Here is a 22,237-nt window from a genome sequence, read left to right as displayed (position 1 = left end):
CCACGGCGCTAGACCTTCTTGTCCAGCGTCGTCTTGATCTCTTCCTCGGCGTTCGTGAACGCGGTCATCGACCGTTCGACGTTGTGCTGCATGCCCCGCAGCGCCTCGACGATGTTCGCGAACCCCTCGGACGAACCCTGCGCGCCCGGCTCGTAGTCCTTCGCGAACTCCTTGCCCGCGTCGTCGTTCCCCCAGCACTGGCCGAGCGAGTTGATCGCGGCCATCAGTTCCTTGCCCGCGTCGTCCAACTGGTCCGCGGCGATCCCCAGCTTGGCCGCGGCCGTCTTCACCGCGTCCGGATCCGCGGTGAACCCGCCACCGCCCCCACCGTTCGGCATCAGACTCCCCTGGTCAGCCAGCTCGAAGGCGGCTCTTCCTCGTCATCGTCCTGGTTCTGACGCACGCGCTTCGGAATCGGTTTCGGTGCCGGCGGTGCCGGCGGTGCGGGCGGGACCGGCGGCGGAGGCGGCGGGGCGTCGTCCTTGCGCAGCAGCGGGTCCTCGAAGTCTTCGGACTTCGCGGGCGCTTTCGGCTCTTCCTCTTCCGCGAGGAAGTCCGGGATGGCCGGCATCAGCCCTTGCAGTGAAGGAGCGCCTTCGATGAGGTCCGAGAGGTCCGGCAGGCCTTCGGTGATCGGTGCCATCAGCTCGGCGACCTGCTGCTTGACCTGCAGTGATCCCTGGCGCACCAGGGTCAGCACGGTGTTGGCCAGCTGCGCGGGATTGGTGCGCTCGAAGGCGTTCGGCTGGATCTCGAGTTTGGCGAGCGTGCCCGTCGCGTCGATGGTGGCGCGGACGAGACCGTCCTGCGAGACCACCGTCGCGGACGTCTGCGAGGCGGCTTCCTGCGCGTCCCGGAGCTGGGCCGTCTGGCGCTCGAACTGTTCGAGCAGCGTGTCGACCTGGTCCTTCATGGCGGCATTGCGCGCTTCGAGGCGTGCGCTGTCGTCGCCGGCCGTCGTCACTTGAGCCCCCGCAAGTACTTGATCCCGGGCCTACGCCACCCGGTGTCGGTAAGCGTCACCCTAATGCCAACGGCGGAGCGGTATCGCCTGTTCTCCGTTTTCGTACGGCGAGAAGGTAACCGGCGGCTCCCGCCAGGTAGAGGACGGTGGCCGCGATCAGCAGTCCCGGTGAACGGCCGTCGTCAGGGATCACCGCCGCGGCCAGCGAGACCGCGGCCACCTGGGTGATGTTGAAAAGCGTGTCGTAAAGGGCGAAGACCCGTCCTCTGGCCTCGTCGGCGACGTCGATTTGGACCGACGAATCGACACAGAGCTTCAGCACCTGTCCGGCGCCGGTCACCAGGAACGCCGCGAGCAACGCGGCCGGGACCACCATCGGCAGGCCGAGCGCGGACTGCGCGATCGCCGCCAGCACGAGCGCGCCCACCACGGCACGGAGCCTGCCGAACCGCCGGATCAGCCGGGCGGTCAGCAGCCCGGCGACCAGGATCCCCGCCCCGGCGAACGCCGCCATCTGGCCAAGCCCCGCCATCCCCGCGCGGAAGATCCCGGCGTCGGTGAAGTGGTTGCGCATCAGCAGCACGGTCACCAGCAGCGAGATCCCGAACGACGCGCGATGGGCGAACAGCGCGACGAACCCGGCCATGACACTGGGCGTGCGCCAAGCCGCCTTCGCGCCGTCGGACAGGCCGCGGGCGACGGCGAGGGCCGGGTTCGGCGGTTCGTCCACCGTCGACGGCCCGAGCAGGCCGCGTGTGAACCCCGAGGCGAGGACGGCGGCGCCGATCCCGCCCAGCGCGGCGACGGCGGTGACCCAGGCGGAACCGGCGTCGTCGGCACCGGTCAGCCCCCGGAGGCCGATCGCGCAGCCGCCGCCGACGACCGCGAGCACCGAACCCCACGTCGCGGCGAAGGCGTTCGCGGCGACCACGGACTTCTCTTCGACGACGTGCGGAAGCGACGCGGACAACCCGGAACCGATGAACCGCGAGATGCCTTCGGACGCCAAGGCCAGGGAGAACAGCCCGATGCCGGCCGCTCCCGTGCCGACGGCGACGGCAGTCGCGAGGATGGTGAAGGACCGGAGGAGGCTCGCGAAGATCAGGACCTTCCGGCGGTCCCAGCGGTCGAGCAGGGCCCCCGCGAACGGTCCGACGACCGAGTACGGCAGCAGCAGCGCCGCGAACCCGCCCGCCATGGCGAGCGCGTCGGCGGCGCGTTCGGGGTTGAAGAGGACGGCTCCGGCCAGTCCGGCCTGGTACATCCCGTTGCCCCAGTGCGCGGAGAAGCGCGTGAACAGGAGGCGGCGGAAGTCTCGATCGCGAACGAACGCCCTGGTGGGCGCCGTGGCGGTGGTCGTCACACGCGGAAGCGTAGTTGGGGGTCGGTGCGCTTTGAGGTCGCCTCTCGGCGGCTATGCGCAGTGTGGCTCCAGCCGGACGGTATTCCACAAAGGCGGTTCTTCAGTGAGCCCGGGGGACACGGAAAGCGCACCGACCTGGAGTGTCCAACGGTGCTCGTGATGCTGTTGTTCCCTGGCCGGACGATTTGCCTGTGCTCGAAGTGGGATCATGGCGGACGTGCCAGCGGACGCCGAGGTCGAACCGGGAACGCTCCTGGTCGCCGCCCCCACGATGTTCGATCCCAACTTCCGGCGAACCGTCGTGTTCGTCATCGATCACCGGGACGAGGGAACGCTCGGCGTCGTGCTCAACCGGCCGAGTGACGTTCCGGTGTACGACGTGCTGCCCAACTGGGGCGGGCACGTCGCCGAACCGCAGTCGGTGTTCGTCGGTGGTCCGGTGGAGAAGAAGACCGCGTTGTGCCTGGCCGCCCTGCGGACGGGCGAGACGGCGTCCAGCGTGCCCGGCGTGATCGCCGTGCGCGGGCCGGTCGCGCTGGTCGACCTCGACACCGATCCCGAGATCCTGGTCCCGAAGGTCCGCGGCGTGCGCGTCTTCGCCGGATACGCGGGCTGGGACTCGGGCCAGCTGGCGAACGAGATCGAACGCGACGACTGGCTGATCGTCCCGGCGCTGCCCAGCGACGTCCTGGCGTCGCCGAGTCACGACCTCTGGGGTCAGGTGCTGCGCCGTCAGGGCATTCCGCTGGCACTGCTGGCCACCCACCCGGGCGACCTCCAGCGCAATTAGGCGGTGGCGGTGTCGGCCTTCTTGAAGACACCGCAGGTCCCGCAGGCACAGCCGCTGCAGCCGGCGGGCGCTTCCGGCGCGGCGGGTTCGGGCGCGGGCACCGTCGTCGCGGCGCGGTTGCCGAGCGCTCCCCCGGTCACCACCAGCGCGATCATCCCGACGACGCCGACGAACGAGGCGAGCAGCAGCCCGAACGTCGTCGGCATGACCAGCGCGGCGACTCCGGCGAGCACGGCGATCACGCCACCGGCCAGCGTCGGGAGCCCGGCGACCTTGTTGCCGAGGCGGAAGGCTTCTTCGCTGCGCATCGTGGCGGCCGTCCGCACGCCGGCGCCGCGGTCACGCGGCAGCTTCTCGCGCAGGCCGAGGAACCCACCCCAGCCGACGAGGACACCCAGCACGATCGGGACCAGCGCTATGACGAACACTCCACGAGGATAAGCGTGACGTTCCGGCAACCTGCCGGATACCCTGATCGACTGTGCTACAGGCCATGTCACGCCGAGTCCTAGCCGCAGCCCTGATCGGGGCCGTTCCCCTCACCCTGATGGCGGCACCCGCCGCCGGCGCCGAACACCGTCCGTTGCGGTTGATCGGTGAACAGATCGTCCCGAATTCGCTGCTCTACCAGGGCACCGTCGTCGGAGGACTGTCCAGCATCGACTACGACCACCGCACCGGCGAGTACGCGCTGATCTGCGACGACCGGTCCGCCGTCAACCCCGCCCGGTTCTACACGGCGAAGTTCTCCCTCGACGCCAAGGGACTCGGCCCGGTCACCTTCACCGGCACCAAGCCGCTCCTGCGGCCCGACGGCACGACGTACCCGCCGCTCGCGAAGAACGACCCGGCGCAGCCGCCGAACATGCAGACCATCGACCCCGAAGAGCTGCGTGTCGACCCCTGGACCGGTCACTATCTCTGGTCGCAGGAGGGCGAGCGGTCGGCCGCGGCGCGCATCGACCCGTCGATCCGCGAGGCGAAGCGCGACGGCTCCTACGTCCGTGACCTGCCGATCCCCGCCAACGAGAAGATGACCGAGACGGCGGGGCCGCGGCAGAACCTCGTCCTCGAAGGACTCACCTTCGCCGGATTCGGCTCGCTCGTCGCCAGCTCGGTCGAGGGTCCGCTGCTGCAGGACGGCCCCGAACCGACCACCACGTCGGGTGCTCTTTCGCGCATCACGCTGCAGTCGCGGTTCGGCCCGGTGCTCGCGCAGTTCGCGTACCCGCAGGACAAGGTCTTCGCGTCGCCGAACCCGCCCGGAGCGTTCGCGACGACCGGCGTCTCGTCGCTGCTGGCCGTCGACCAGGCCGATCCGACGCGTTTCCTGGTGATGGAGCGCGCGTTCGTCACGGGCGTCGGCAACAAGATCCGGATCTACGAGATCGACACCAAGGGCGCCACGAACATCGCGAAGACGCCTTCGCTCGGCGACGCCAAAAACGTCAAACCGGTCAAGAAGCGCCTGCTCGCGGACCTCGCGGACTTCAAGTTGTCCACTGTGGACAACGTCGAGGGGATGACCTGGGGTCCGCGTCTGCCGAATGGTGAGCGCAGTCTCGTGCTCGTCAGCGACAACAACTTCTCCGCGACGCAGGTGACCCAGTTCATCGCTCTGGCGGTCCCCTCGGAACGGCTTTGACCAGCGGGTTAAACTGGCTTCATGAACACGGCTCGGCTGCTCCTTAGCCTGCCGCGCTGACCTCGGCCGAACGGCCGGGACCAGCGCGGCGACCCCTCATGCCCTCCGGGCTGAGGGGTCGAGTTGTTTCTGGAGTGGCTTGACGTGGATGAGCACGGAGGATCGATGAACCAGGCGAGCGAAGCGCCCAGCGGCGCCGACGCGGCCCCTCAGCACCGCTACACCGCGGAGCTGGCGGGCCAGATCGAGCAGCGCTGGCAGGACTACTGGTCCGACCACGGCACCTACCACGCGCCGAACCCGGTCGGCCCGCTCGCCGACGAGAGCGGCGAGGTCCCCTCGGACAAGCTGTTCGTCCAGGACATGTTCCCGTACCCCTCGGGCGCCGGTCTGCACGTCGGGCACCCGCTGGGCTTCATCGCGACCGACGTCTTCGCGCGGTACCACCGCATGATCGGCCGCAACGTGCTGCACACGATGGGCTTCGACGCCTTCGGCCTGCCGGCCGAGCAGTACGCGGTGCGCACCGGGCAGCATCCGGCCAAGACCACCGACGAGAACATCACGACGTACCTGCGCCAGCTGCGCAGCCTGGGCCTCGGCCACGACGACCGGCGCCGGATCCGCACCACCGATCCGGAGTACTACCGCTGGACCCAGTGGATCTTCCTGCAGATCTTCAACTCCTATTACGACGTCGAGGCGGGCAAGGCCCGGCCCATCGTCGAGCTGGAGACCGAATACGCGCAGGACAAGCGCCGCACGCCGGACGGCCGCAACTGGTGTGAGCTGACCCGCGCCGAGCAGCTGGAGATCATCGACTCGCACCGCCTGGTCTACATCTCCGAGGCACCGGTCAACTGGTGCCCCGGCCTTGGCACGGTGCTGTCGAACGAAGAGGTCACCTCCGACGGACGCAGTGAACGCGGCAACTTCCCGGTGTTCCGGCGCAATCTGCGGCAGTGGATGATGCGCATCACCTCCTACGCCGACCGCCTTGTCGACGACCTGGACCTGCTGGACTGGCCGGAAAAGGTCAAGTCCATGCAGCGCAACTGGATCGGCCGCTCGCACGGCGCACAGGTGAAGTTCAAGGCGGGTGAGCAGGAGATCGAGGTCTTCACCACCCGCCCGGACACGCTGTTCGGGGCGACCTATGTGGTCGTGGCGCCCGAGAACCCGCTGGTCGAGAAGCTGATCGCGGCGACATGGCCCGAAGGTGTCGACGCCAGGTGGACCGGCGATGCCGCGACTCCCGCCGACGCGATCGCCGCGTACCGCGACGTCGCGGCACGGAAGTCCGAATTGGACCGTCAGGAGAACAAGGAGAAGACCGGCGTCTTCACCGGCTCCTACGCGGTGAACCCTGCCGACGGCAGGGAGGTCCCGGTCTTCGTCGCCGACTACGTCCTGATGGGCTACGGCACCGGCGCGATCATGGCCGTCCCCGGCCAGGACACCCGCGACTGGGAATTCGCCGAGAAGTTCGGCCTGGAGATCATCCGTACCGTCGAGCCGACGGAAGGCTTCGAGGGCAAGGCGTTCACCGGCGACGGGCCCGCGATCAACTCAGGCTTCTTGGACGGAATGGCCGTCGATGAGGCCAAGAAGACGATGATCGGCTGGCTGGAGGAGCACGGCCACGGCCGCGGCACCGTCCAGTACAAACTGCGTGACTGGCTGTTCTCGCGTCAGCGCTACTGGGGTGAGCCGTTCCCGGTGGTCTACGACGAAGACGGCCAGGTCCACGCGCTGCCGGACAGCATGCTGCCGCTCGAACTGCCCGACGTCGCCGACTACTCGCCGGTGACCTTCGAGCCGGAGGACAAGGACAGCACGCCGTCCTCGCCGCTGGCGCGCGCCACCGAGTGGGTCGAGGTCGAGCTGGACCTGGGTAACGGCAAGAAGACCTATCGCCGCGACATCAACACGATGCCGAACTGGGCGGGTTCCTGCTGGTATCAGCTGCGGTACCTGGACCCGACCAACTCCGAAGCGCTCGTCGCGCCGGAGAACGAGGAATACTGGGTCGGCCCGCGTCCCGCCGAGCACGGCGTCGAAGACCCGGGCGGCACGGACCTGTACGTCGGCGGTGTCGAGCACGCGGTGCTGCACTTGCTGTATTCGCGGTTCTGGCACAAGGTTCTGTTCGACCTGGGCCATGTGTCGTCCAAGGAGCCGTACCGGAAGCTGTTCAACCAGGGTTACGTCCAGGCGTACGCGTACACCGACTCCCGCGGGTTCTACGTTCCGGCCGAAGACGTCGTGGAGAAGGACGGAAAGTTCTTCTACCAGGACGAAGAGGTCAAGCAGGAGTACGGGAAGATGGGGAAGACGCAGCGCAACGTCGTCACCCCGGACGAAATGTGCGCGTCCTACGGCGCCGACACTTTCCGCTTCTACGAGATGTCGATGGGCCCGCTGGACGTTTCGCGGCCGTGGGCGACCAAGGACGTCGTCGGCGCGCAGCGATTCTTGCAGCGCCTGTGGCGCTTGGTCGTCGACGAGGAGTCCGGCGAGCTGCGTGTGTCCACTGTGGACGCGACGGACGCCGACCGCAAGCAGCTGCACAAGGCGATCGCCGGTGTCCGCGAGGACTACGCGGAACTGCGGTTCAACACGGCGGGCGCGAAGCTGATCGAGCTGAACAACTACGTCACCAAGACCTACGGCGGCACCGAGGCGACGCCGCGTGAGCTGGTGGAATCGCTGGTGCTGATGCTGGCGCCGCTGGCCCCGCACCTGACCGAGGAGCTGTGGAAGCGCCTGGGCCACGCGGATTCCCTGGTGCACGGGCCGTTCCCGGTCGTCGACGAGAAGTACCTGGTCGAGGACTCCGTGGAGTACCCGATCCAGGTCAACGGCAAGGTGCGCTCGCGTGTCACCGTGCCCGCCGACGCGGGCAAGGACGTCGTGCAGGCGGCCGCGCTGGCCGACGAGAAGGTCGCCGCGCTGGTCGGCGACGGCACGCCGCGCAAGGTGATCGTGGTGCCGGGACGTTTGGTCAACATCGTCCTGTAGCTACACGGCGGAAAGACGCCAGTGTCGAGGGTCATGAGGCGATTCGATGGAGTTGTTCAAGGACAACGAAATCGAACGGAGAACACCGCATGACCCTCGACGGCAAGGTGGCAATGGTGACCGGCGGCAGCCGAGGGATCGGTGCCGCCACGGCGATCCGGCTCGCCGAGGACGGCGCCGACGTCGCGCTGACCTATCAGCACAACGCCGAACTCGCGGCGGGCGTCGTCGACAAGATCAAGGCGCTCGGTCGTCGAGCGCTGGCGATCCAGGCCGACAGTGCCGACGCCGCGGCCGTGGCGGCCGCGGTCGAGACGACGGTCGCCGAGTTCGGCAGGCTCGACGTGCTGGTCAACAACGCGGGTATCGGCTTCGTCGGCCCGCTCGACCAGACGAGCCTGGAGGACATCGACCGCGTGCTCGCGATCAACGTCCGCGGCGTCTACGTGGCCACGCAGGCCGCGGCGCGGCATCTCGGCGACGGCGGACGCGTGATCACCATCGGCAGCTGTGTGTCGGACCGCGTGCCCGGCCCCGGGATGTCGTTGTACGCGGTGAGCAAGACCGCGCTGCTCGGCCTGACCAAGGGCCTCGCCAGGGAACTGGGGCCGCGCGGGATCACCGTGAACATCGTCCACCCCGGCCCGACCGACACCGACATGAACCCGGCCGACGGCCCGTACGCCGCCGACCAGCGGAGCCTGACGGTGTTCGACCGCTACGGCTCGCCGTCCGAGGTGGCGGCGTCGGTGTCGTTCCTGGCACGGGCCGAAAGCAAGTACGTGACAGCCACGACCGTCTCGGTCGACGGCGGGCACGCGGCTTAGTCGGCGGTCAGGCCGATCTCCCGCGCGAGATCGGCGAGCATCGCGTCGAAGAGGACGTCCGGTTTCGAGAACGGGATCGGATAATTGCCGAAGACCTCGAGCGTGACGTGCCCGTAGAGCCGGGCCCAGAACTGGATCATCAGGTACGTTACGCCGAGGTCGAGCTTCTCGAGCGGGAACTCCGCACCGGACTCCTTGAGCACGGCCAGCAATTCCGCTTGGAACGCCGTGAGATCGTCGCGCAGCTCGGCGGGGACCACGTCGTTCGACGGCGTCACCAGATCGTGCATCGCGAGCACCCGCCCCGCCGCGGCGAGGAAGATCCGCCCGAACGGCTCGTCCAGCCTGTTCCCCGCGTCCGACGACGGCGACGCGAAGACCAGCGTGAACTCCTTGGTGTGCGCGAGCGCCCAGCGCCGGAAGCCCTTGCAGATGGCGAAAAGCTGAAGAGCGCCCTCGTCCGGCAACTGCGCGATGTCCTCGGCGAGACCGGCCGCGAGATCCGCGACCACGTCCGCGCGAAGATGCTCGACCAGATCGTCGCGTGAGCCGTAGTAGCGGTACAACGCCGGCGCCGTGATGCCGAGCTCGCGGGCGATCGCCCGCAGCGTCACGGCCTCCGGGCCCTGCTCGACCAGGAGCGCCCGCGCCGTCCGGCGGATGTCCTGATCGGTCGCAGCCCGCTCGCGACCCCTGCGGCTGGGGTTGTTCATCCGGGCATTCTAGGTGGTCAGTGCCCCATTACCGGGGATGAGCCCAGAAGGCGAGCCTGGAGCCGGGTGAGTGGCCGGAGCGCCAGGAAAATCGGTACGGCCATCCCTAGCGCGACGAAGAAGTGCACGATCCACGCCCCCGCCAGCGTCGGGCCACCCCACGTGCCCTCGGGGTCGCTCCCCGACCAGAAGAGACCGTAGGTCGCGATGCGCCCGGCGAGATAGAAGAGCAGCAACGCGAGCAGGAACGCGACCGCGCTCGGACCGAAGGCCGCCACGAACCGCGGCCGTCCCCCGCCGTGCTCCCCGAGCCAGCGCCGCGCGAGCCCACGCTGAACCTTCGCGCCGCCGAGGTAACCCGGCAGTGCGAGAAGCGCGTAGATCGCGCGTTTCCAGTCCGAAATCGTCATGTTCAGCACGGTATGAGCCGCTGACCTGGGCGAACACCGGGCTGGCCGCCATGTCCGGTAGGGAAAACCGGGGCGCGCTGTGGTGATCCACACGACCGGGGTGTGGATGCGCGCGAAACGTTCCCCGATGTCAGACGGGTATGCCACACTCGGTCGCCGAATGGCTACGACGTGAACAGGGGAGGTTCGCGTGTCGAACCCTGAGCAGCTCTTCGCTGATTTCGAGGCCAAGTTGGCCGACGCCCAGCGAAAAGCGAATCAGATGCGCACCGAGATCGAAAGTGTCTCGGTGTCCGAACGCAGCAAGGACGGCCAGATCTCCGTCAAGGTCAACCACGCGGGGAACCTGGTGGGCCTGGAAATCGGCCCGTCGGTCCGGGACAACCCCGCGCTCGCGCAGGAGATCCTCCGCGTCGTCCAAAGCGCACAGAGCAAACTGGCGGACGCGGTGCAGACCGGCGTCCCGTCCATCGCGGGCAGCGAGACCATGAACGAGCTGGTCGACCAGCTGCACAACGAGTACCCGGAACCCGAGCCGGCGGGCTACGTCGAGGGCGGCCACCGGACGGTGGACGAGGACGACCGCTTCGTCGCGGAAGACGAACTCGACGCTCCTGCGCCCCCGCCTGCTCCCAAGCCGCCCGTGCCGCCCGCTTCGCCTGCGCCGCCTCGTGCCGCGCGCCGGCAGCAGACGGATCACGAAGACGACTACTTCACCGGCGGCGACTTCCTGCGCTGAGCGGGTACTTGAGGGAGGGGGACCATGGGACAGCCACAAGGAGACCAGGGTTTCAACGTAGACCCTGAACAGATCGACGAGCACGCCAAGCAAGTGGAAGAGACTCACGAGCATTTACGGGTCGCGCTCGACGCGGACAAAGATCGTGTGGACATGCTGGCCTTCGGACTGATCGGCAACATGTGCGGGATGCCGTTGATCTGTAACAACCTTTCGGAGAATGTGCGGGAGGCTCTGCAGTCCGCGATCTCGGCAGGTGAGCACCACGTCGCAGCGGTACGGAAGTGGGCCGAAGTGCGTCGGGTGACCGAGCAGGACGCGATCGACCTTCTGAAGCGGGCAGAGCAGGTGGAACGTGGCTGAGAACGACGTCCTCAAGAACGCCAAGGGCGAAACGGACGCCGAGAAGTACAAGGTGGACAACGCTCTGGAGGGTGCGGGCGCCGTCCAGGATGTGTTCGGCGGCGCGGAAAAGCTCCTGAACGGTGACTGGACGGAGGGACTCCTCAGCCTCGCGGGAGCCGTGCCGGATATCGTCGAGGTCATCAAGAACCCGCTGGAAACCCTGATGAGCTGGGGTTTTGGGTGGATCATCGAACATGTTGACTTCCTGAAGGAACCTCTTGACTGGGTTTCCGGCGACCAAGACGCACTTGATCTCGAGGTGCAGAAATGGCTTGAGGTCGGCAAGTACGTCAAGACGACGGCCGAGACGCTGACCGATGAGGTCCAGAAGAACTGCATGGAATGGTCGGGCGCCGCCGCCGACGCGTATCGCGCCTACGTGCAAAAGCAGCTCAACGGGTACCGGGAAATAGTCAGGCTCGCCGAGCTCGCCGGGAACATCATCAACATCTGCAAGACAGTGCTCTCGGTGGTTCGAACGATCATTCGCGACTTGATCACCGACGCTCTCGCCAAGATCGTCATGATCATCGCCAGGTATCCGCCGCCTGCCTACCCGGCGGCTTTGGCCGCGGAGGGTGTTCCCTTCGCGATCGAAAAAAGCACTGAAGCCATGACATGGGCCGAGAAGCTGATGCGCGTCCTCATGCGCGCGAAGTCCATGTTGATGGACTTTTACAAGAACGTCGGTGACCTCCTCAAGAAGGGTGACGTGTTCGAGGGCGCGGGGATGGGGGCGTTCTGGGAGGTGGTGAAGGAAGCAGGTAAGACGGCCGTCAAAGAGGTGGTCAAGAGCGCGTCGGAAGATAAGGCGCGCGACCGGCGAGAGACGACCATCAACGCCGCCGGCGAACCCAAGCCGCCAGAGAAGGCCAACGGAGCAGTCGGCTCGAGGCAACCTGTCGAGCAACAGCCGATTTTCGAGCAGCCTGGAACGCAACGGATATCCGGGTCTATCCAGTGAGTAGTGGTCTTCTGATGACCGGGTACGAAGCAGTTCCCACGGTCACGCGCAGATCCCCTTGGAAGGTGGCGGGTGTCGCCGTCGGTGTCTTCCTCTACGCGCTGATCTGCTGGACTCTGATCGGCCGAGGGATGGTGTCCCATGACGAGGAGGGAACGAGCAAGTTCGTCGACATGGCGACGGCGAAGACTTGCGAGGAGATAGGGCCGCTGAGCATCGCCGGGATCGGCTACTACTGGGTCTGCGACATCGAGGTTCGCCCCTATTCGTCTGGATCCAGGCAGGAAGTCGTGACGGCGCGCTCGTTCCCGGACGAGTTGACACCAGCCGATATCGGTAAGTCCGTCCGGGTCAAAGAGCTCGGCAGATACTACGCCCGGGACTTCAAGGGCGACGTTCCGTGGTGGAGCGTCGCACCCGGCATCGGTGGGTTCGTGGGGTTGGGCCTGTTCGCGCACTGGCGACGGAACAAGCGTTTCCGCAAGCCTGTCTCCGAGGCTTCTGTGACCACCTCGCTTTCTCTCTCGTCAGTTCGTCCACTGGGCGGCGTGGTTGCTCCTGCCGGCCTTCCCCCGACGGCATCGAGGACGGTCACGCCCAACGACTGGTCGTCCGCGAAGTTCTGGCGCGTTTGCGGGGTGATCTTCGTCGTCGCCGTCGTCTCCGGGATCGTAGGTTTGACGGCGGGACGCGGGACAGAGCTCCGCGAAGCGACCCTGACGATCGCTGCGATCGGACTTCTCTCTCCCGGATGGCTCTGGTTCTGCACTCCAGCGCGGTGGAAAAAGGCGACCTGGTGCACCAAGTTCACGGTGTCGGCCGAAGGAATTCGCTGGTTCCGTCGTGACAAGGCGACCTTCGAGGTGGGGTGGGAAGAGCTCCGCGAGCTTCGGTTGACCACTGTGACCGATGGCAAACGCACCTTGCGGATGATCGACTTCTTCCCCCTCGACGAGGAATTCGCGAATCGTCATCGAACGCTGGAGGGGCTATGGGAAATCGGGGCGAACCTCGACGGCCGTCCGCTTCCGCCGGTCGTGAAGGGCTACCGGATTCCTGAGGCGTTCAGTGACGCCGCGTTCGCCGAAATCCGGGTCGCGATGACCATGATCCGGCCGGACAAGCTGAGCGAGTATCGGGGAGTCCCGCGGAACACGACCGCATCCTGAATTGAGGCGCCCGTCGAAACGGGGCGCCGCCGGCGCCGATCACTCGGGGGGCTACGTGATCGACGCCGGCGACCCGATGCCCTGGTCCCGGCTTTCGCCGGGATCGGGGCAACGTCACCGCGTGAACGCGGCAACGCATCTCAAGAGCGGGCGTGATCGCCGAAGTGACGCCCGGGGGAAGGTTATCCCCCGAAAGAGTGACGGCGTTCCGCTGCTCGCCTGATTGTCGCACTACGCACCAGGAAAGTTACAAAGTTCTTCACATCTTCGCCGGGAGAAGGGTCATGACCGGACAACCACTGGTCATGGCAAGGTTCCCTCCATGACTTCTCAGGTGCTGGTCATCGGGTCCGCCAATGCCGATCTCGTGGTCCCGGTCGACCGGCGACCCGGTGGTGGCGAAACCGTACTCGGTGGCGACACGACCTTGTCGCCGGGTGGCAAAGGCGCCAACACCGCGGTCGCGGCAGCGCGGCTCGGGGCCGACGTCGCGCTGCTCGGGGCGGTCGGCGACGACCCGTACGGCGAGCTGCTCAAGCGCTCGCTGGCCGAGTCCGGGGTGAACACGGCCTCGGTGCGCACCAGCGAACGTCCTACCGGGATCGCGTACATCACGGTCACGCCCGACGGCGAGAACTCGATTCTCGTCTCGCCTGGCGCCAACTCCGGTTTGCGGCCCGAGGACGTCGATCTCGACGGCGCCGAGATCGTGGTGCTGTCGCTGGAGATTCCACTCGAAACCGTCGAGCACGCCGTGGCGAAGGCGGCTGAGGCCGGAGTGCGGACGCTTCTGAACCTGTCGCCGGCGGCCGAACTCTCCGCGAAGACGCTCCAGCGTCTCGACGTCCTTTTGGTCAATGAGCACGAGGCGGCGTTCCTCCTCGGTGGCGAGGCTGACTTTCCCCGGCTGCTCGACCTCGGTCCGAAGGCCGCCGTCGTGACACTCGGCGCGAAGGGGGCGGCGGTGGTGACCGCGGACGGGGTCACCGAGGTTTCGTCGCCGAAGGTCGAGGCCGTCGACACCACGGGCGCGGGTGACGCTTTCGCGGGCGCGCTCGCCACGGCGCTCGCGAAGGGTGAGGAGCTGGCCGACGCGGCGCGCCGGGCGGTGAAGGTGGCGGCGATCACCGTGACCCGCCAGGGCGCGCAGCCTTCGTATCCGACGGCATCCGAACTGGAATGATGTGTTTTTCTGTGTTGTGCTGTTGCCTATGAGCCAGGTCACGCCCCCTATGAGATATGGTCTAGACCATGCCGTCTGAGTCACTGACCGGGGTCGCCGTCAGTCCCGGCCGCGCGAGCGGTCCTGTCGTCCGAGTCGCCGAACCCCTCGGCGAGCCCGCGAGTAAACCGGCACCGGCCGATCCCGCCGCCGAGGCCGCCCGGATCGCCCCGGCCGCGCAGATCGTGGCGGCCCGGCTCGAGAAGCTGGCCGAGACCGCGACCGGCGAGGCCGCGACGATTCTCATCACGACCGCGGCCATGGCGGCCGACCCGGCGCTCGTCTCTTCGGCGGAGCAGCTGGTCAAGACTCAGAACCTGCCTGCCCCGCGTGCGGTCTACCAGGCGGCGGGGAAGTTCGCCGACGCGCTCGCCGCAGCGGGCGGCTACATGGCCGAGCGAGCCCGCGACGTCCTGGACGTGCGCGACAGGCTTGTCGCCGAACTGCTCGGCATCGCGCCTCCGGGCGTACCCGACTTGGATTCGCCGAGCGTGCTCGTCGCGCGCGACCTCGCGCCCGCCGACACCGCCGGGCTCGACCCGGACAAGGTGCTCGCGCTGGTCACTGAAGAAGGTGGCCCCACCAGTCACACCGCGATCCTCGCTCGCGCGCTCGGCATTCCGGCCGTCGTCGCGGTCCGCGGGCTTCTCGCGCTCGACGCGCAAGCGCTTGCGGTGGACGGTGACACCGGTGTGGTCGAGGTCGCCGACCCCGGCGCCGAGATCGTCACGGCCGCCAAGACCGGCGCGATCGAGTGGGACGGCACCGGCGCGACCGCCGACGGCCATCGGGTGAAGGTGCTCGGCAACGTCGGTTCCGCCACCGACGCCCAGGCCGCGGCCGAGGCCGGAGCCGAAGGTGTCGGTCTCTTCCGCACCGAGTTCTGCTACCTCGACGCTTCCGCCGAGCCGACCGTCGACGAACAGCGCAAGGCCTACACAGCCGTGCTCTCGCCGTTCCGCGGCAAGCCGGTCATCGTCCGCACCCTCGACGCGGGTGCCGACAAGCCTCTCGCCTTCCTGGAGCCCGAGGCCGAGCCCAACCCGGCTCTCGGCGTACGCGGGCTTCGCGTCGCCTTCGACCGGCCCGAGATCCTCGACCGTCAGCTCGAGGCCATCGCGGGTGCCGCGCAGGATTCCGGTGCCGAGGTGTCGGTGATGGCGCCGATGGTCGCCACCGCCGCCGAGGCCGCGTGGTTCGCCGAGCGGGCCCGTGCCGCCGGTATCGCCCGCGCGGGTGTGATGATCGAGATCCCGGCCGCCGCGCTGACCGCCCGCGAGATCCTCGACGCGGTCGACTTCGTCTCCGTCGGCACCAACGACCTCGCGCAGTACACCTTCGCCGCGGATCGCCAGCTCGGCGCGGTCGCCAAGCTCAACGACCCGTGGCAGCCCGGGCTGCTGCGCCTGCTCAAGGTCATCGGCCAGGCCGCCAAGGACACCGGCAAACCCGCCGGGGTCTGCGGCGAGGCCGCCGCCGACCCGAGGCTCGCGCTGGTGCTGGCCGGGCTCGGCCTGACCAGCCTCTCGATGAACGCGCCCGCCGTGCGCGCGGTGGGCGCGAGCCTGGCCGCCACGACGCTGGCCGAATGCGAGGAACTCGCCGCGGCCGCGCTGGCCACGGCGGACCCCGTCGAGGCGAGGGCAGCCGCAGCCAAGCGATAGCAAAGGTCCCTTGCTTCCCTGGTGGTGATCTTCGGCCAGGCCGCGGCGATGTTCGTGGTGACCAACATCGACGACATCGTCCTGCTCGCGCTCTTCTTCGGCCGCGCGAAGGGACGTGCGGACGCGGCGAGGGTGGTGGCCGGGCAGTACCTCGGGTTCGCCGGGATCCTCGCCGTTTCGATCGTCGGGGCGCTCGGCGCAGGCCTGTTGCCGGAAGCCGTTTTGCCCTGGCTCGGACTGGTGCCGCTCCTGCTCGGTCTCCGCGCGGCGTGGCACGTCTGGCGTAAGGACGGCGAAGGCGACGAGCCCGACGTCGGTCCCGGAGTTCTCGCCGTGGCGGGGGTGACCTTCGCCAACGGCGGCGACAACATCGGCGTCTACGTTCCCGTGTTCGCCAACACCGGCACCGGCGGGCTGATCGTGTACGCCGCCGTGTTCCTGGCGCTCGTCGCGGTCTGGTGCGCGGCGGGCAGGTACTTCGACCCGCCCGGTGATCGCCCGCGCCCTGGCGCGATGGGGTCACTTGCTGCTTCCGGTCGTCCTCATCGGCATCGGCCTGCTGATCCTTCTGCACGCCTGATGTCGAAATCCGGTCCACCGCTTCGACGCATCCGGCGAGTGTCGCGCTTTCGCTGGTCACGATCCTGCCCGCGGTCTACGGCGTGAAGGAACTCGCCCGCGACGGCGTGCACGTGGTCCCGGCGGCCGCGCTCCTGCTCGGCCTCGGCTTCGGCGTGGTGTTCGTGCGGCGCCAGCGAATCCTCCAAGACCCCGCTGATCGACCTGAAGCTGTTCCGCAACCGCGCGTTCACGACGGCGATCGGCGGGATGTGCGCGTTCACCATGCTGGGCGGGACGACGATGCTCTTCGTCGCGCAGTTCTTCCAGGTCGTGGTGGGACTTTCACCGGTCGGCGCCGCGCTGGCGTTGCTGCCGGGCATGCTCGCGTCGACCGTCAGCTTCCTGGGCGCGCCGATCCTCGCTCGCCGTTTCCGGCCCGCCACCCTGATTTCGGGCGGCCTGGCCGGGGCGATCGCCGGTTTCCTGCTGCTGACACAGGTCGAGGCGGGCGCCGGTCCGGTGATCCCGTCGATCGCGTTCGCCATCACCTGCCTGTGCGGCGGGCCGCTGGTCACCCTCGGCACTGATCTGGTCGTCGGCTCGGTTCCGCCGGAGAAGGCGGGTTCGGCGGCTTCGTTGTCGCAGACCGGCAACGAGTTCGGCTACGCGCTGGGCATCGCGACCGTCGGAACGCTGGGCAACGCCGTCACCCAGGCCAAGCTCGCCGACGCCGTGCCCGCGCACGACGCCTTCGCCAGCGGGATGCACGCGGTGTCCGGGCTGGCCGCGCTCGTGCTGGCCGCCGTCGCCTGCTTCGTGCTCCGGCACCTCCGGCACGTGCGGCCGGTGGGTGCCTAGCCGAAGAAGCCCCGACGCGGGTACTTGATGATCAGCGATCCCCCGTGCACGCGCCCGGTGATGACGAACCGGGGCGTGCCGGGGCGGCCGTTCGACCGGGTCCGGTCGTCGAGGTTGCCGAACTTGATGTCGGAGATCGAGTTGGTGTCGACGGCGCCGTCTTCGGGAATGGTGATCTCCACCGGACCCCATTTGGCCTGCAGTTCGATGTGCACCACCGGATGCGGGATCTCGGCCTGGGAGAAGTCCAGTTTCGTGGCGCCGTACTTGTTCCGGATCACCATCGACTCCGGGACCAGCCAGTTCCCGTCGCGCTGCAACGCCGAGTACTTGCCGTTGAGCTCCATGACCTGCCCGGACGGCTGCGCGTAGGCGTGCTGCCCCGGCGGCGGCGCCCACGGGTTCTGCTGCTGACGCGGCACCACTCCCGCTTCGGGATGCACCAGGCCCGGCAGATCCGTGAGCACCGCGTTCAGCTCACCGCGGGTCTTCGAGGCGAGGGCGCGGTCGGTCCGCTCGGTGAACTCGTCGAGATTCAGCATCCCGAGGCCGATCGCCTTCTGCAGCACCACGACGACGTGCTCGCGCTCCGCGTCGGAGACCCGGATGTCCCGTCCGGTCAACGGCTTGGTTTCGGTCGTCGGCTGCTCTTCCTCGCCCATGCCTGGAATGGTAGAACCGGATCTCACGCGCGAGATCGGGGAAATACCCTGAACAGACCCGCATTTCACCCCTGTACCGCCCTGGTGGCCGCTGTCCTCTTCCTGGCCGGATGCACCGGCGCCAAGCCACAACCCGCACCTGCGCCCAGGTCGACACTCCCGCCACCTTCGAAAATCGCAGGCGAACCGGTGGACTACAGCGGTTTCCGGCTCATCATGGCAACCTCGCCGCCGTCGATCCTCGATCCCGCCACCGGCGCCACGACGCCGTTGCCCGGTGCTCCGGCCGGGGACCGGGTCAACGACGTCCTGCGGGTCGGCAAGTTCCCGGTCGTGCTGTCGGCCGCCCGCTGCGGGCCGTCGTGCCTGGAGCCGTCCGAAGTGCTCGTCTACGGGGATCCCGAGAACCAGCCGTGGAAGCTGGGCAAGGCCAGGAGCGTGGCCCCGTCCGCCGACGATTCCGGCGTCTGGCTGATCCGCGACGACGGCAACGACCTCTGCCGCCTCCAGTACGTCTCCCTGCTCGGCGCCGAACGCGATCGCGGCCGCCCGGCGAGCTGCACGACGGCGGTGCGCCAAGAGGTGCCGAAGGGCCTGCTGATCACGGTGAACAGCGGGACGGCCACCGCCGAGGACGTGCTGATCGATCCCGCCACCGGCCGCGCCGTGCACCAGTTCCCGCGGATACTGGCGATCACCAAGGACCGGCTGCTGCTCGCCGAGCTGACCAGGTTCTCCGTCCTCGACCTGCGCAACGATCAGCGCGTCCCGGTCGAACGCCCGGTGCCCAACGGCACGCCGGGCCAGGTGATCCCGAGCCGCGACGGCTACAAGGTCGCCGTGCTGTTCGGCGACCCAGCCTGGGCCGCGACGAGTACGCAGACCGCCGACGTCTGGGTGCTCGCCCTCGACACGCTGACCTGGACCCACGCGCCCTCGATGCCGATCGCGACCCCGCTCAAGCAGGTCGCGATCGAATGGTCCGAGGACGACACCCTGGTGCTCGCCACCGACGTCGTCGCGAGCTGGCGTCTCGACCGGCCGGGATGGACGGTCGTCAAGACACCTTTGCCCGCCGAACGGAACCGGTCCGTGGTGACCGTCGCCCAGGGCTGAGCTACCGGGGCTACTCCCCGTCGAGTCCGTGCTCGATGGCGTACCGGGCGAGCTCGACGCGGTTGTGCAGCTGGAGTTTCCGCAGCGTCGACTGGACGTGGTTCTCCACCGTCCGATGCGACAGCACGAGCTTCTCGGCGATCTGCCGCGCCGTCATCCCCTTCGCGACCAGGCGCAGGACGTCGGTCTCGCGTTCGGTCAGCCGCGGCGGGGCGGGCCCGTCGTCCGGGGCGTCGGCCATCCGCCGGTATTCGCCGAGCACGAGTCCGGCGAGTCCGGCGGTGAACACCGGATCCCCCGCCGCCGTCCGCTTGACCGCGTCCACCAGTTCGCTCGCCGAAGCCGATTTGACCAGGTATCCGGACGCCCCGGCCTTGACCGCCTCGAGGACGTCGCTGTGCTCGCCGCTCGCGGACAGCACCAGGACCTTGGTCGACGGCAGCTCCGCGGTGATCTCCCGGGTCGCGTCCACGCCCGACGTCTCGCCGAGGTTGAGGTCCATCAGCACGACGTCCGGCTGGACCGTGCGCGCGATCCGCACCGCGGCGGGCGCGTCCGGCGCGGTGGCCCGTACGTCGAAACCGTGCTCGGCCAGGTCGCGCGCGACCCCGTCCCGCCACATCGGGTGGTCGTCGACCACCATCACCGAGATCTGAGGCGCGTCGGTCATCGCTTTCCCCTCGCCGCCACTGGAACCTTGACTTCCCATTCCGTGCCCTGGCCCGGCGCGGTGTCCAGGGCGGCGCTCCCGCCCAGATCCCGCACGCGCCCCTTGATGGACTCCGCGATACCTAGATGTCCCTCGGCCGCCGCTCGTTCCATCACCCCGGGCGCGATTCCGGGGCCGTCGTCGCGGACGCTGACCACGACCTCGGTGCCGAGGTCCTCCAGCAGCACCCAGGCATGCGCTTCTCCACCAGCGTGCTTTTCGACGTTCAGCAGCGCTTCGCGGGCCACCGCCACCAGCTCCGCGGTCATGTGTTCGGGCAGCCGGACCTCGCCGGCGGGCGTCGAGACCTGCACCGACGGTGTCGCGAGCAGCTGCAGCGCGGCACGGAGGTCGGTCGTCCCGTTCGCGCTCGGCCGCGTCGGCTCGGTGGTGACCAGCGCCCGCAGCGCGATCTCCTGTTCACCGGCCAGTTTCGCCAGCTCGGCGGCCTCCCCGCCGAATTCGGCGCCGCGTTTGCGTACCCGCGCGAGCACCTGCAGGACGCTGTCGTGGATCGAGCGGGCGAGCCGCTCCCGTTCGGCCGTCGCGGCCTCCATGCGCAACGCCCTGGTCAGCGCGTCCGCGGACCGGCGCGCCATGGTCGCGGCCAGCCCGATCACGAACCCGCTCGCGGTCAGCAGGAAGCCGTCCCGCGCGACGTCGACGTCGAACCGCCAGCGCACCAGCCCGGTGACCACCGAGACCACCAGCCCGGCGAGCACCCCGCCGAGCGCGCCGAACCGCGTCCCGGCGGCCGCGGGCGGGACCGCCGCCCACACCGTCGTGAGGAGCGGGGTGTTGGCGTCGAACTGCGCGGTGGACAGGACCCACGCCGACGTGAACATGAGGACGACCGTCAGCGCGAGATCGACGACGACCAGCCACGGCCAGCGTGTCGACGGCCGTGCGTAGAACAGGCTGCTGAGCACCGTCCACGCCGTCATCACGCCGAACGCGGCCCACGCGAGCCACTGCTTCGCGTAGCCGTCGTAGTGGACGATGAACGAGCCGAGTGCGAAGAGCAGCGTCGTCACGCGAAGCACGATCACCCCGCGCCACAGCGGCGTCACGGGGTCCCGCGTGCCCAGCGCCGAGACGGCTCGCCAGAGCGGGGTGTTCGTCATGACTCCGTTTTGGCCGCTTCCTCGTTGTCGTTCGGCTGCGCCGCCTGATCCCGCAGGACGTCGACCTCGTCCGGATCGGGATCCCGTTCGTGCAGCAGCGACCGGATGCCGGCGTTGAGCACCGCGAGCAGCGGCACCGACAGCAGCGCCCCGGCGATCCCGGCGGTCACGAGGCCCGCGGTGATCGCGAGCACCACGGCGAGCGGATGCAGCTTGACCGCGCGGCCGAGCAGGATCGGCTGCAGCACGTGGCTCTCCAGCTGCATGACGCCGATGACGATGGCCAGCACGATCAGCGCGCCGACGACACCCTTCGTCACCAGCGCGATCAGCACCGCGACCGCGCCCGCGATCACGGCGCCGATGATCGGGATGAAGGCGCCGAGGAAGACCAGCGTCGCCAGCGGGATCACCAGCGGGACACCGACGATCGCCAGCCCGACGCCGATGCCGACCGCGTCGACGACGGCCACCGCCGCCGTCGCGCGCACGTAGCTGACCAGCGAGGCGAACCCGCGCCGCCCGGCGACGTCGACCCGGTTGCGCACCCGGCCGGGCACGCCGAGGACGAGGAACTTCCAGATCTGGTCGCCGCCGGAGAGGAAGAAGATGAGGATGAACAGCGTCAGGATGAAGCCGGTGACGATCTCGCCGACCGTGCCCGCCGTGGTGAGCGCGGTGGTGGTGATCGACGCCTGGTTGTTCTGCAGGAAGCCGATCGCCTGGTTGATGAACTCCTGGATCTGCTCCTGGCGCAGGTGCAGCGGTCCGTCGATGAGCCAGGTCTTGATCTGGTTGAGGCTCTCCGTCAGCTGCTTCTGCAGTTCCGGCAGGCCGGAGGAGAACTGCGCGACGACGAACGTCAGCAGCCCGCCGAGGACCGCGAGCCCGGCGATCAGCACGATCCCGGCCGCCAGCCCGCGCGGGAACTTCAGCGCCTGCAGCTTGGAGACCGCGGGCGCGAGCAGCGCGGCCAGCAGCAGCGCGATCGAGAGCGGGATGACGACCACCGACAGGTAGCCGATGAGGAACACGATGACGTAGAGCGCGGCGATCACCACGATGAAGCGCCACGACAGCGCCGCGCCGATCCGCAGGCCGCGGGGCACCACGTTGGTGACGTCTTCGGTGGACTCGGAGAGAAACGGGTTCGCCGGGTCGGATTCCGGCTGTTTGCGCTGGGGCTCGCTCACTGGCTCACCGTATCGGTCCGGGACGGCGTTCTTGAACATTCCGGGCGACGCGCACGGGTCGAATTCCCCCGAAGCGACGCTTGACACACCGCCGGTCCATCGACTCCGGAGTAACCCG

Annotated in this window: 22 protein-coding genes and 1 pseudogene; 13 read left to right on the top strand and 10 right to left on the bottom strand. The window is 68.5% G+C overall.

Features of this window, described 5'->3' with window-relative positions; genetic code table 11:
* Positions 1–8: 8 nt before the first annotated feature.
* The 3 genes from BKN51_RS34305 to BKN51_RS34295 are packed head-to-tail and all read right to left on the bottom strand — an operon-like array spanning position 9 to position 2,327.
* Positions 9–338: a WXG100 family type VII secretion target gene (locus BKN51_RS34305; protein ID WP_101611551.1), complete on the bottom strand. Its 330-nt coding sequence runs from the start codon at positions 336–338 to the stop codon at positions 9–11.
* Positions 338–964, bottom strand: a complete 627-nt coding sequence (locus BKN51_RS34300) for a YbaB/EbfC family nucleoid-associated protein (protein ID WP_233223050.1) — start codon at positions 962–964, stop codon at positions 338–340. The genes BKN51_RS34305 and BKN51_RS34300 overlap by 1 nt, the downstream gene beginning before the upstream one ends.
* A gap of 55 nt (positions 965–1,019) precedes the next feature.
* Positions 1,020–2,327, bottom strand: coding sequence for an MFS transporter (locus tag BKN51_RS34295; RefSeq protein ID WP_101611550.1), 1,308 nt, complete (start codon positions 2,325–2,327; stop codon positions 1,020–1,022).
* A gap of 208 nt (positions 2,328–2,535) precedes the next feature.
* Here BKN51_RS34295 and BKN51_RS34290 point away from each other — a divergent pair, with 208 nt between their 5' ends.
* On the top strand, positions 2,536–3,117 hold the full coding sequence (locus BKN51_RS34290; RefSeq protein WP_168214453.1) for a YqgE/AlgH family protein: 582 nt from the start codon (positions 2,536–2,538) through the stop codon (positions 3,115–3,117).
* On the opposite strand, the gene BKN51_RS34285 is transcribed toward BKN51_RS34290, so the two are convergent.
* The gene (locus BKN51_RS34285) at positions 3,114–3,545 is read right to left on the bottom strand and encodes an SdpI family protein (RefSeq protein WP_101611549.1); all 432 of its coding nucleotides are present in this window, start codon (positions 3,543–3,545) and stop codon (positions 3,114–3,116) included. The genes BKN51_RS34290 and BKN51_RS34285 overlap by 4 nt on opposite strands.
* Positions 3,546–3,610: 65 nt before the next feature.
* On the opposite strand from BKN51_RS34285, the gene BKN51_RS34280 reads away from it, so the two are divergent.
* The 3 genes from BKN51_RS34280 to BKN51_RS34270 all read left to right on the top strand — a co-directional run bounded on the left by BKN51_RS34280 (position 3,611) and on the right by BKN51_RS34270 (position 8,610).
* Positions 3,611–4,762, top strand: coding sequence for an esterase-like activity of phytase family protein (locus BKN51_RS34280; RefSeq protein WP_101611548.1), 1,152 nt, complete (start codon positions 3,611–3,613; stop codon positions 4,760–4,762).
* A 165-nt stretch (positions 4,763–4,927) separates the two neighbouring features.
* The gene (gene leuS / locus BKN51_RS34275; RefSeq protein ID WP_101611547.1) at positions 4,928–7,783 is read left to right on the top strand and encodes a leucine--tRNA ligase; all 2,856 of its coding nucleotides are present in this window, start codon (positions 4,928–4,930) and stop codon (positions 7,781–7,783) included.
* Positions 7,784–7,872: 89 nt separating this feature from the next.
* Positions 7,873–8,610: an SDR family oxidoreductase gene (locus tag BKN51_RS34270; RefSeq protein ID WP_101611546.1), complete on the top strand. Its 738-nt coding sequence runs from the start codon at positions 7,873–7,875 to the stop codon at positions 8,608–8,610.
* Here BKN51_RS34270 and BKN51_RS34265 read toward each other — a convergent pair.
* A complete protein-coding gene (locus tag BKN51_RS34265; protein WP_101611545.1) occupies positions 8,607–9,323 on the bottom strand; it encodes a TetR/AcrR family transcriptional regulator in 717 nt (238 codons plus the stop codon). The two genes, BKN51_RS34270 and BKN51_RS34265, sit on opposite strands and share 4 nt — an antisense overlap.
* Positions 9,324–9,340: 17 nt before the next feature.
* Entirely contained in the window at positions 9,341–9,733 is a 393-nt protein-coding gene (locus tag BKN51_RS34260; RefSeq protein WP_101613626.1) for a hypothetical protein, read from the bottom strand.
* A 190-nt stretch (positions 9,734–9,923) separates the two neighbouring features.
* Here BKN51_RS34260 and BKN51_RS34255 point away from each other — a divergent pair, with 190 nt between their 5' ends.
* The 8 genes and pseudogenes from BKN51_RS34255 (at position 9,924) to BKN51_RS34220 (ending at position 17,315) form a co-directional block, all read left to right on the top strand.
* Positions 9,924–10,472, top strand: a complete 549-nt coding sequence (locus BKN51_RS34255) for a YbaB/EbfC family nucleoid-associated protein (RefSeq protein WP_101611544.1) — start codon at positions 9,924–9,926, stop codon at positions 10,470–10,472.
* 24 nt (positions 10,473–10,496) lie between these two features.
* Entirely contained in the window at positions 10,497–10,835 is a 339-nt protein-coding gene (locus BKN51_RS34250; RefSeq protein ID WP_101611543.1) for a hypothetical protein, read from the top strand.
* Positions 10,828–11,841, top strand: coding sequence for a hypothetical protein (locus BKN51_RS34245; protein ID WP_101611542.1), 1,014 nt, complete (start codon positions 10,828–10,830; stop codon positions 11,839–11,841). The genes BKN51_RS34250 and BKN51_RS34245 overlap by 8 nt, the downstream gene beginning before the upstream one ends.
* 14 nt (positions 11,842–11,855) lie before the next feature.
* Positions 11,856–13,010 (top strand): DUF6346 domain-containing protein, encoded by a 1,155-nt coding sequence (locus BKN51_RS34240; RefSeq protein WP_146044299.1) that lies wholly within the window; start codon positions 11,856–11,858, stop codon positions 13,008–13,010.
* Between the two features lie 322 nt (positions 13,011–13,332).
* Entirely contained in the window at positions 13,333–14,193 is an 861-nt protein-coding gene (locus tag BKN51_RS34235) for a ribokinase (protein WP_101611540.1), read from the top strand.
* A 68-nt stretch (positions 14,194–14,261) separates the two neighbouring features.
* The gene (gene ptsP / locus BKN51_RS34230) at positions 14,262–15,896 is read left to right on the top strand and encodes a phosphoenolpyruvate--protein phosphotransferase (RefSeq protein ID WP_101611539.1); all 1,635 of its coding nucleotides are present in this window, start codon (positions 14,262–14,264) and stop codon (positions 15,894–15,896) included.
* A 48-nt stretch (positions 15,897–15,944) separates the two neighbouring features.
* A pseudogene (locus tag BKN51_RS34225) lies at positions 15,945–16,476 on the top strand (cadmium resistance transporter).
* Positions 16,477–16,670: 194 nt separating this feature from the next.
* Positions 16,671–17,315 carry an MFS transporter gene (locus tag BKN51_RS34220; protein WP_335645088.1) on the top strand — a complete coding sequence of 215 codons (645 nt, stop codon included), beginning with the start codon at positions 16,671–16,673 and terminating at the stop codon, positions 17,313–17,315.
* Here the strand turns inward: BKN51_RS34220 and BKN51_RS34215 are convergent.
* A complete protein-coding gene (locus tag BKN51_RS34215; protein ID WP_101611538.1) occupies positions 17,312–17,977 on the bottom strand; it encodes a DUF1707 SHOCT-like domain-containing protein in 666 nt (221 codons plus the stop codon). The genes BKN51_RS34220 and BKN51_RS34215 overlap by 4 nt on opposite strands.
* 189 nt (positions 17,978–18,166) lie before the next feature.
* Between BKN51_RS34215 and BKN51_RS34210 the strand changes: the two genes are divergently transcribed.
* Positions 18,167–19,093, top strand: a complete 927-nt coding sequence (locus tag BKN51_RS34210; RefSeq protein ID WP_101611537.1) for a hypothetical protein — start codon at positions 18,167–18,169, stop codon at positions 19,091–19,093.
* A gap of 10 nt (positions 19,094–19,103) precedes the next feature.
* On the opposite strand, the gene BKN51_RS34205 is transcribed toward BKN51_RS34210, so the two are convergent.
* Genes BKN51_RS34205 through BKN51_RS34195 form a run of 3 tightly spaced genes read right to left on the bottom strand, consistent with a single transcriptional unit; the run spans position 19,104 to position 22,119 of the window.
* The gene (locus BKN51_RS34205; RefSeq protein ID WP_101611536.1) at positions 19,104–19,763 is read right to left on the bottom strand and encodes a response regulator; all 660 of its coding nucleotides are present in this window, start codon (positions 19,761–19,763) and stop codon (positions 19,104–19,106) included.
* Positions 19,760–20,926, bottom strand: coding sequence for a MacS family sensor histidine kinase (macS, locus tag BKN51_RS34200; protein ID WP_101611535.1), 1,167 nt, complete (start codon positions 20,924–20,926; stop codon positions 19,760–19,762). The genes BKN51_RS34205 and macS overlap by 4 nt, the downstream gene beginning before the upstream one ends.
* Entirely contained in the window at positions 20,923–22,119 is a 1,197-nt protein-coding gene (locus tag BKN51_RS34195; protein ID WP_101613625.1) for an AI-2E family transporter, read from the bottom strand. Before BKN51_RS34195 ends, macS begins: the two co-directional genes overlap by 4 nt.
* Positions 22,120–22,237: the final 118 nt, after the last annotated feature.

It is taken from the genome of Amycolatopsis sp. BJA-103, from assembly GCF_002849735.1.
Classification (GTDB): Bacteria; Actinomycetota; Actinomycetes; order Mycobacteriales; family Pseudonocardiaceae; genus Amycolatopsis.
The sequence above is the reverse complement of the archived record's forward strand: the minus strand, read 5'-3'. Positions and strand labels throughout refer to the sequence as shown.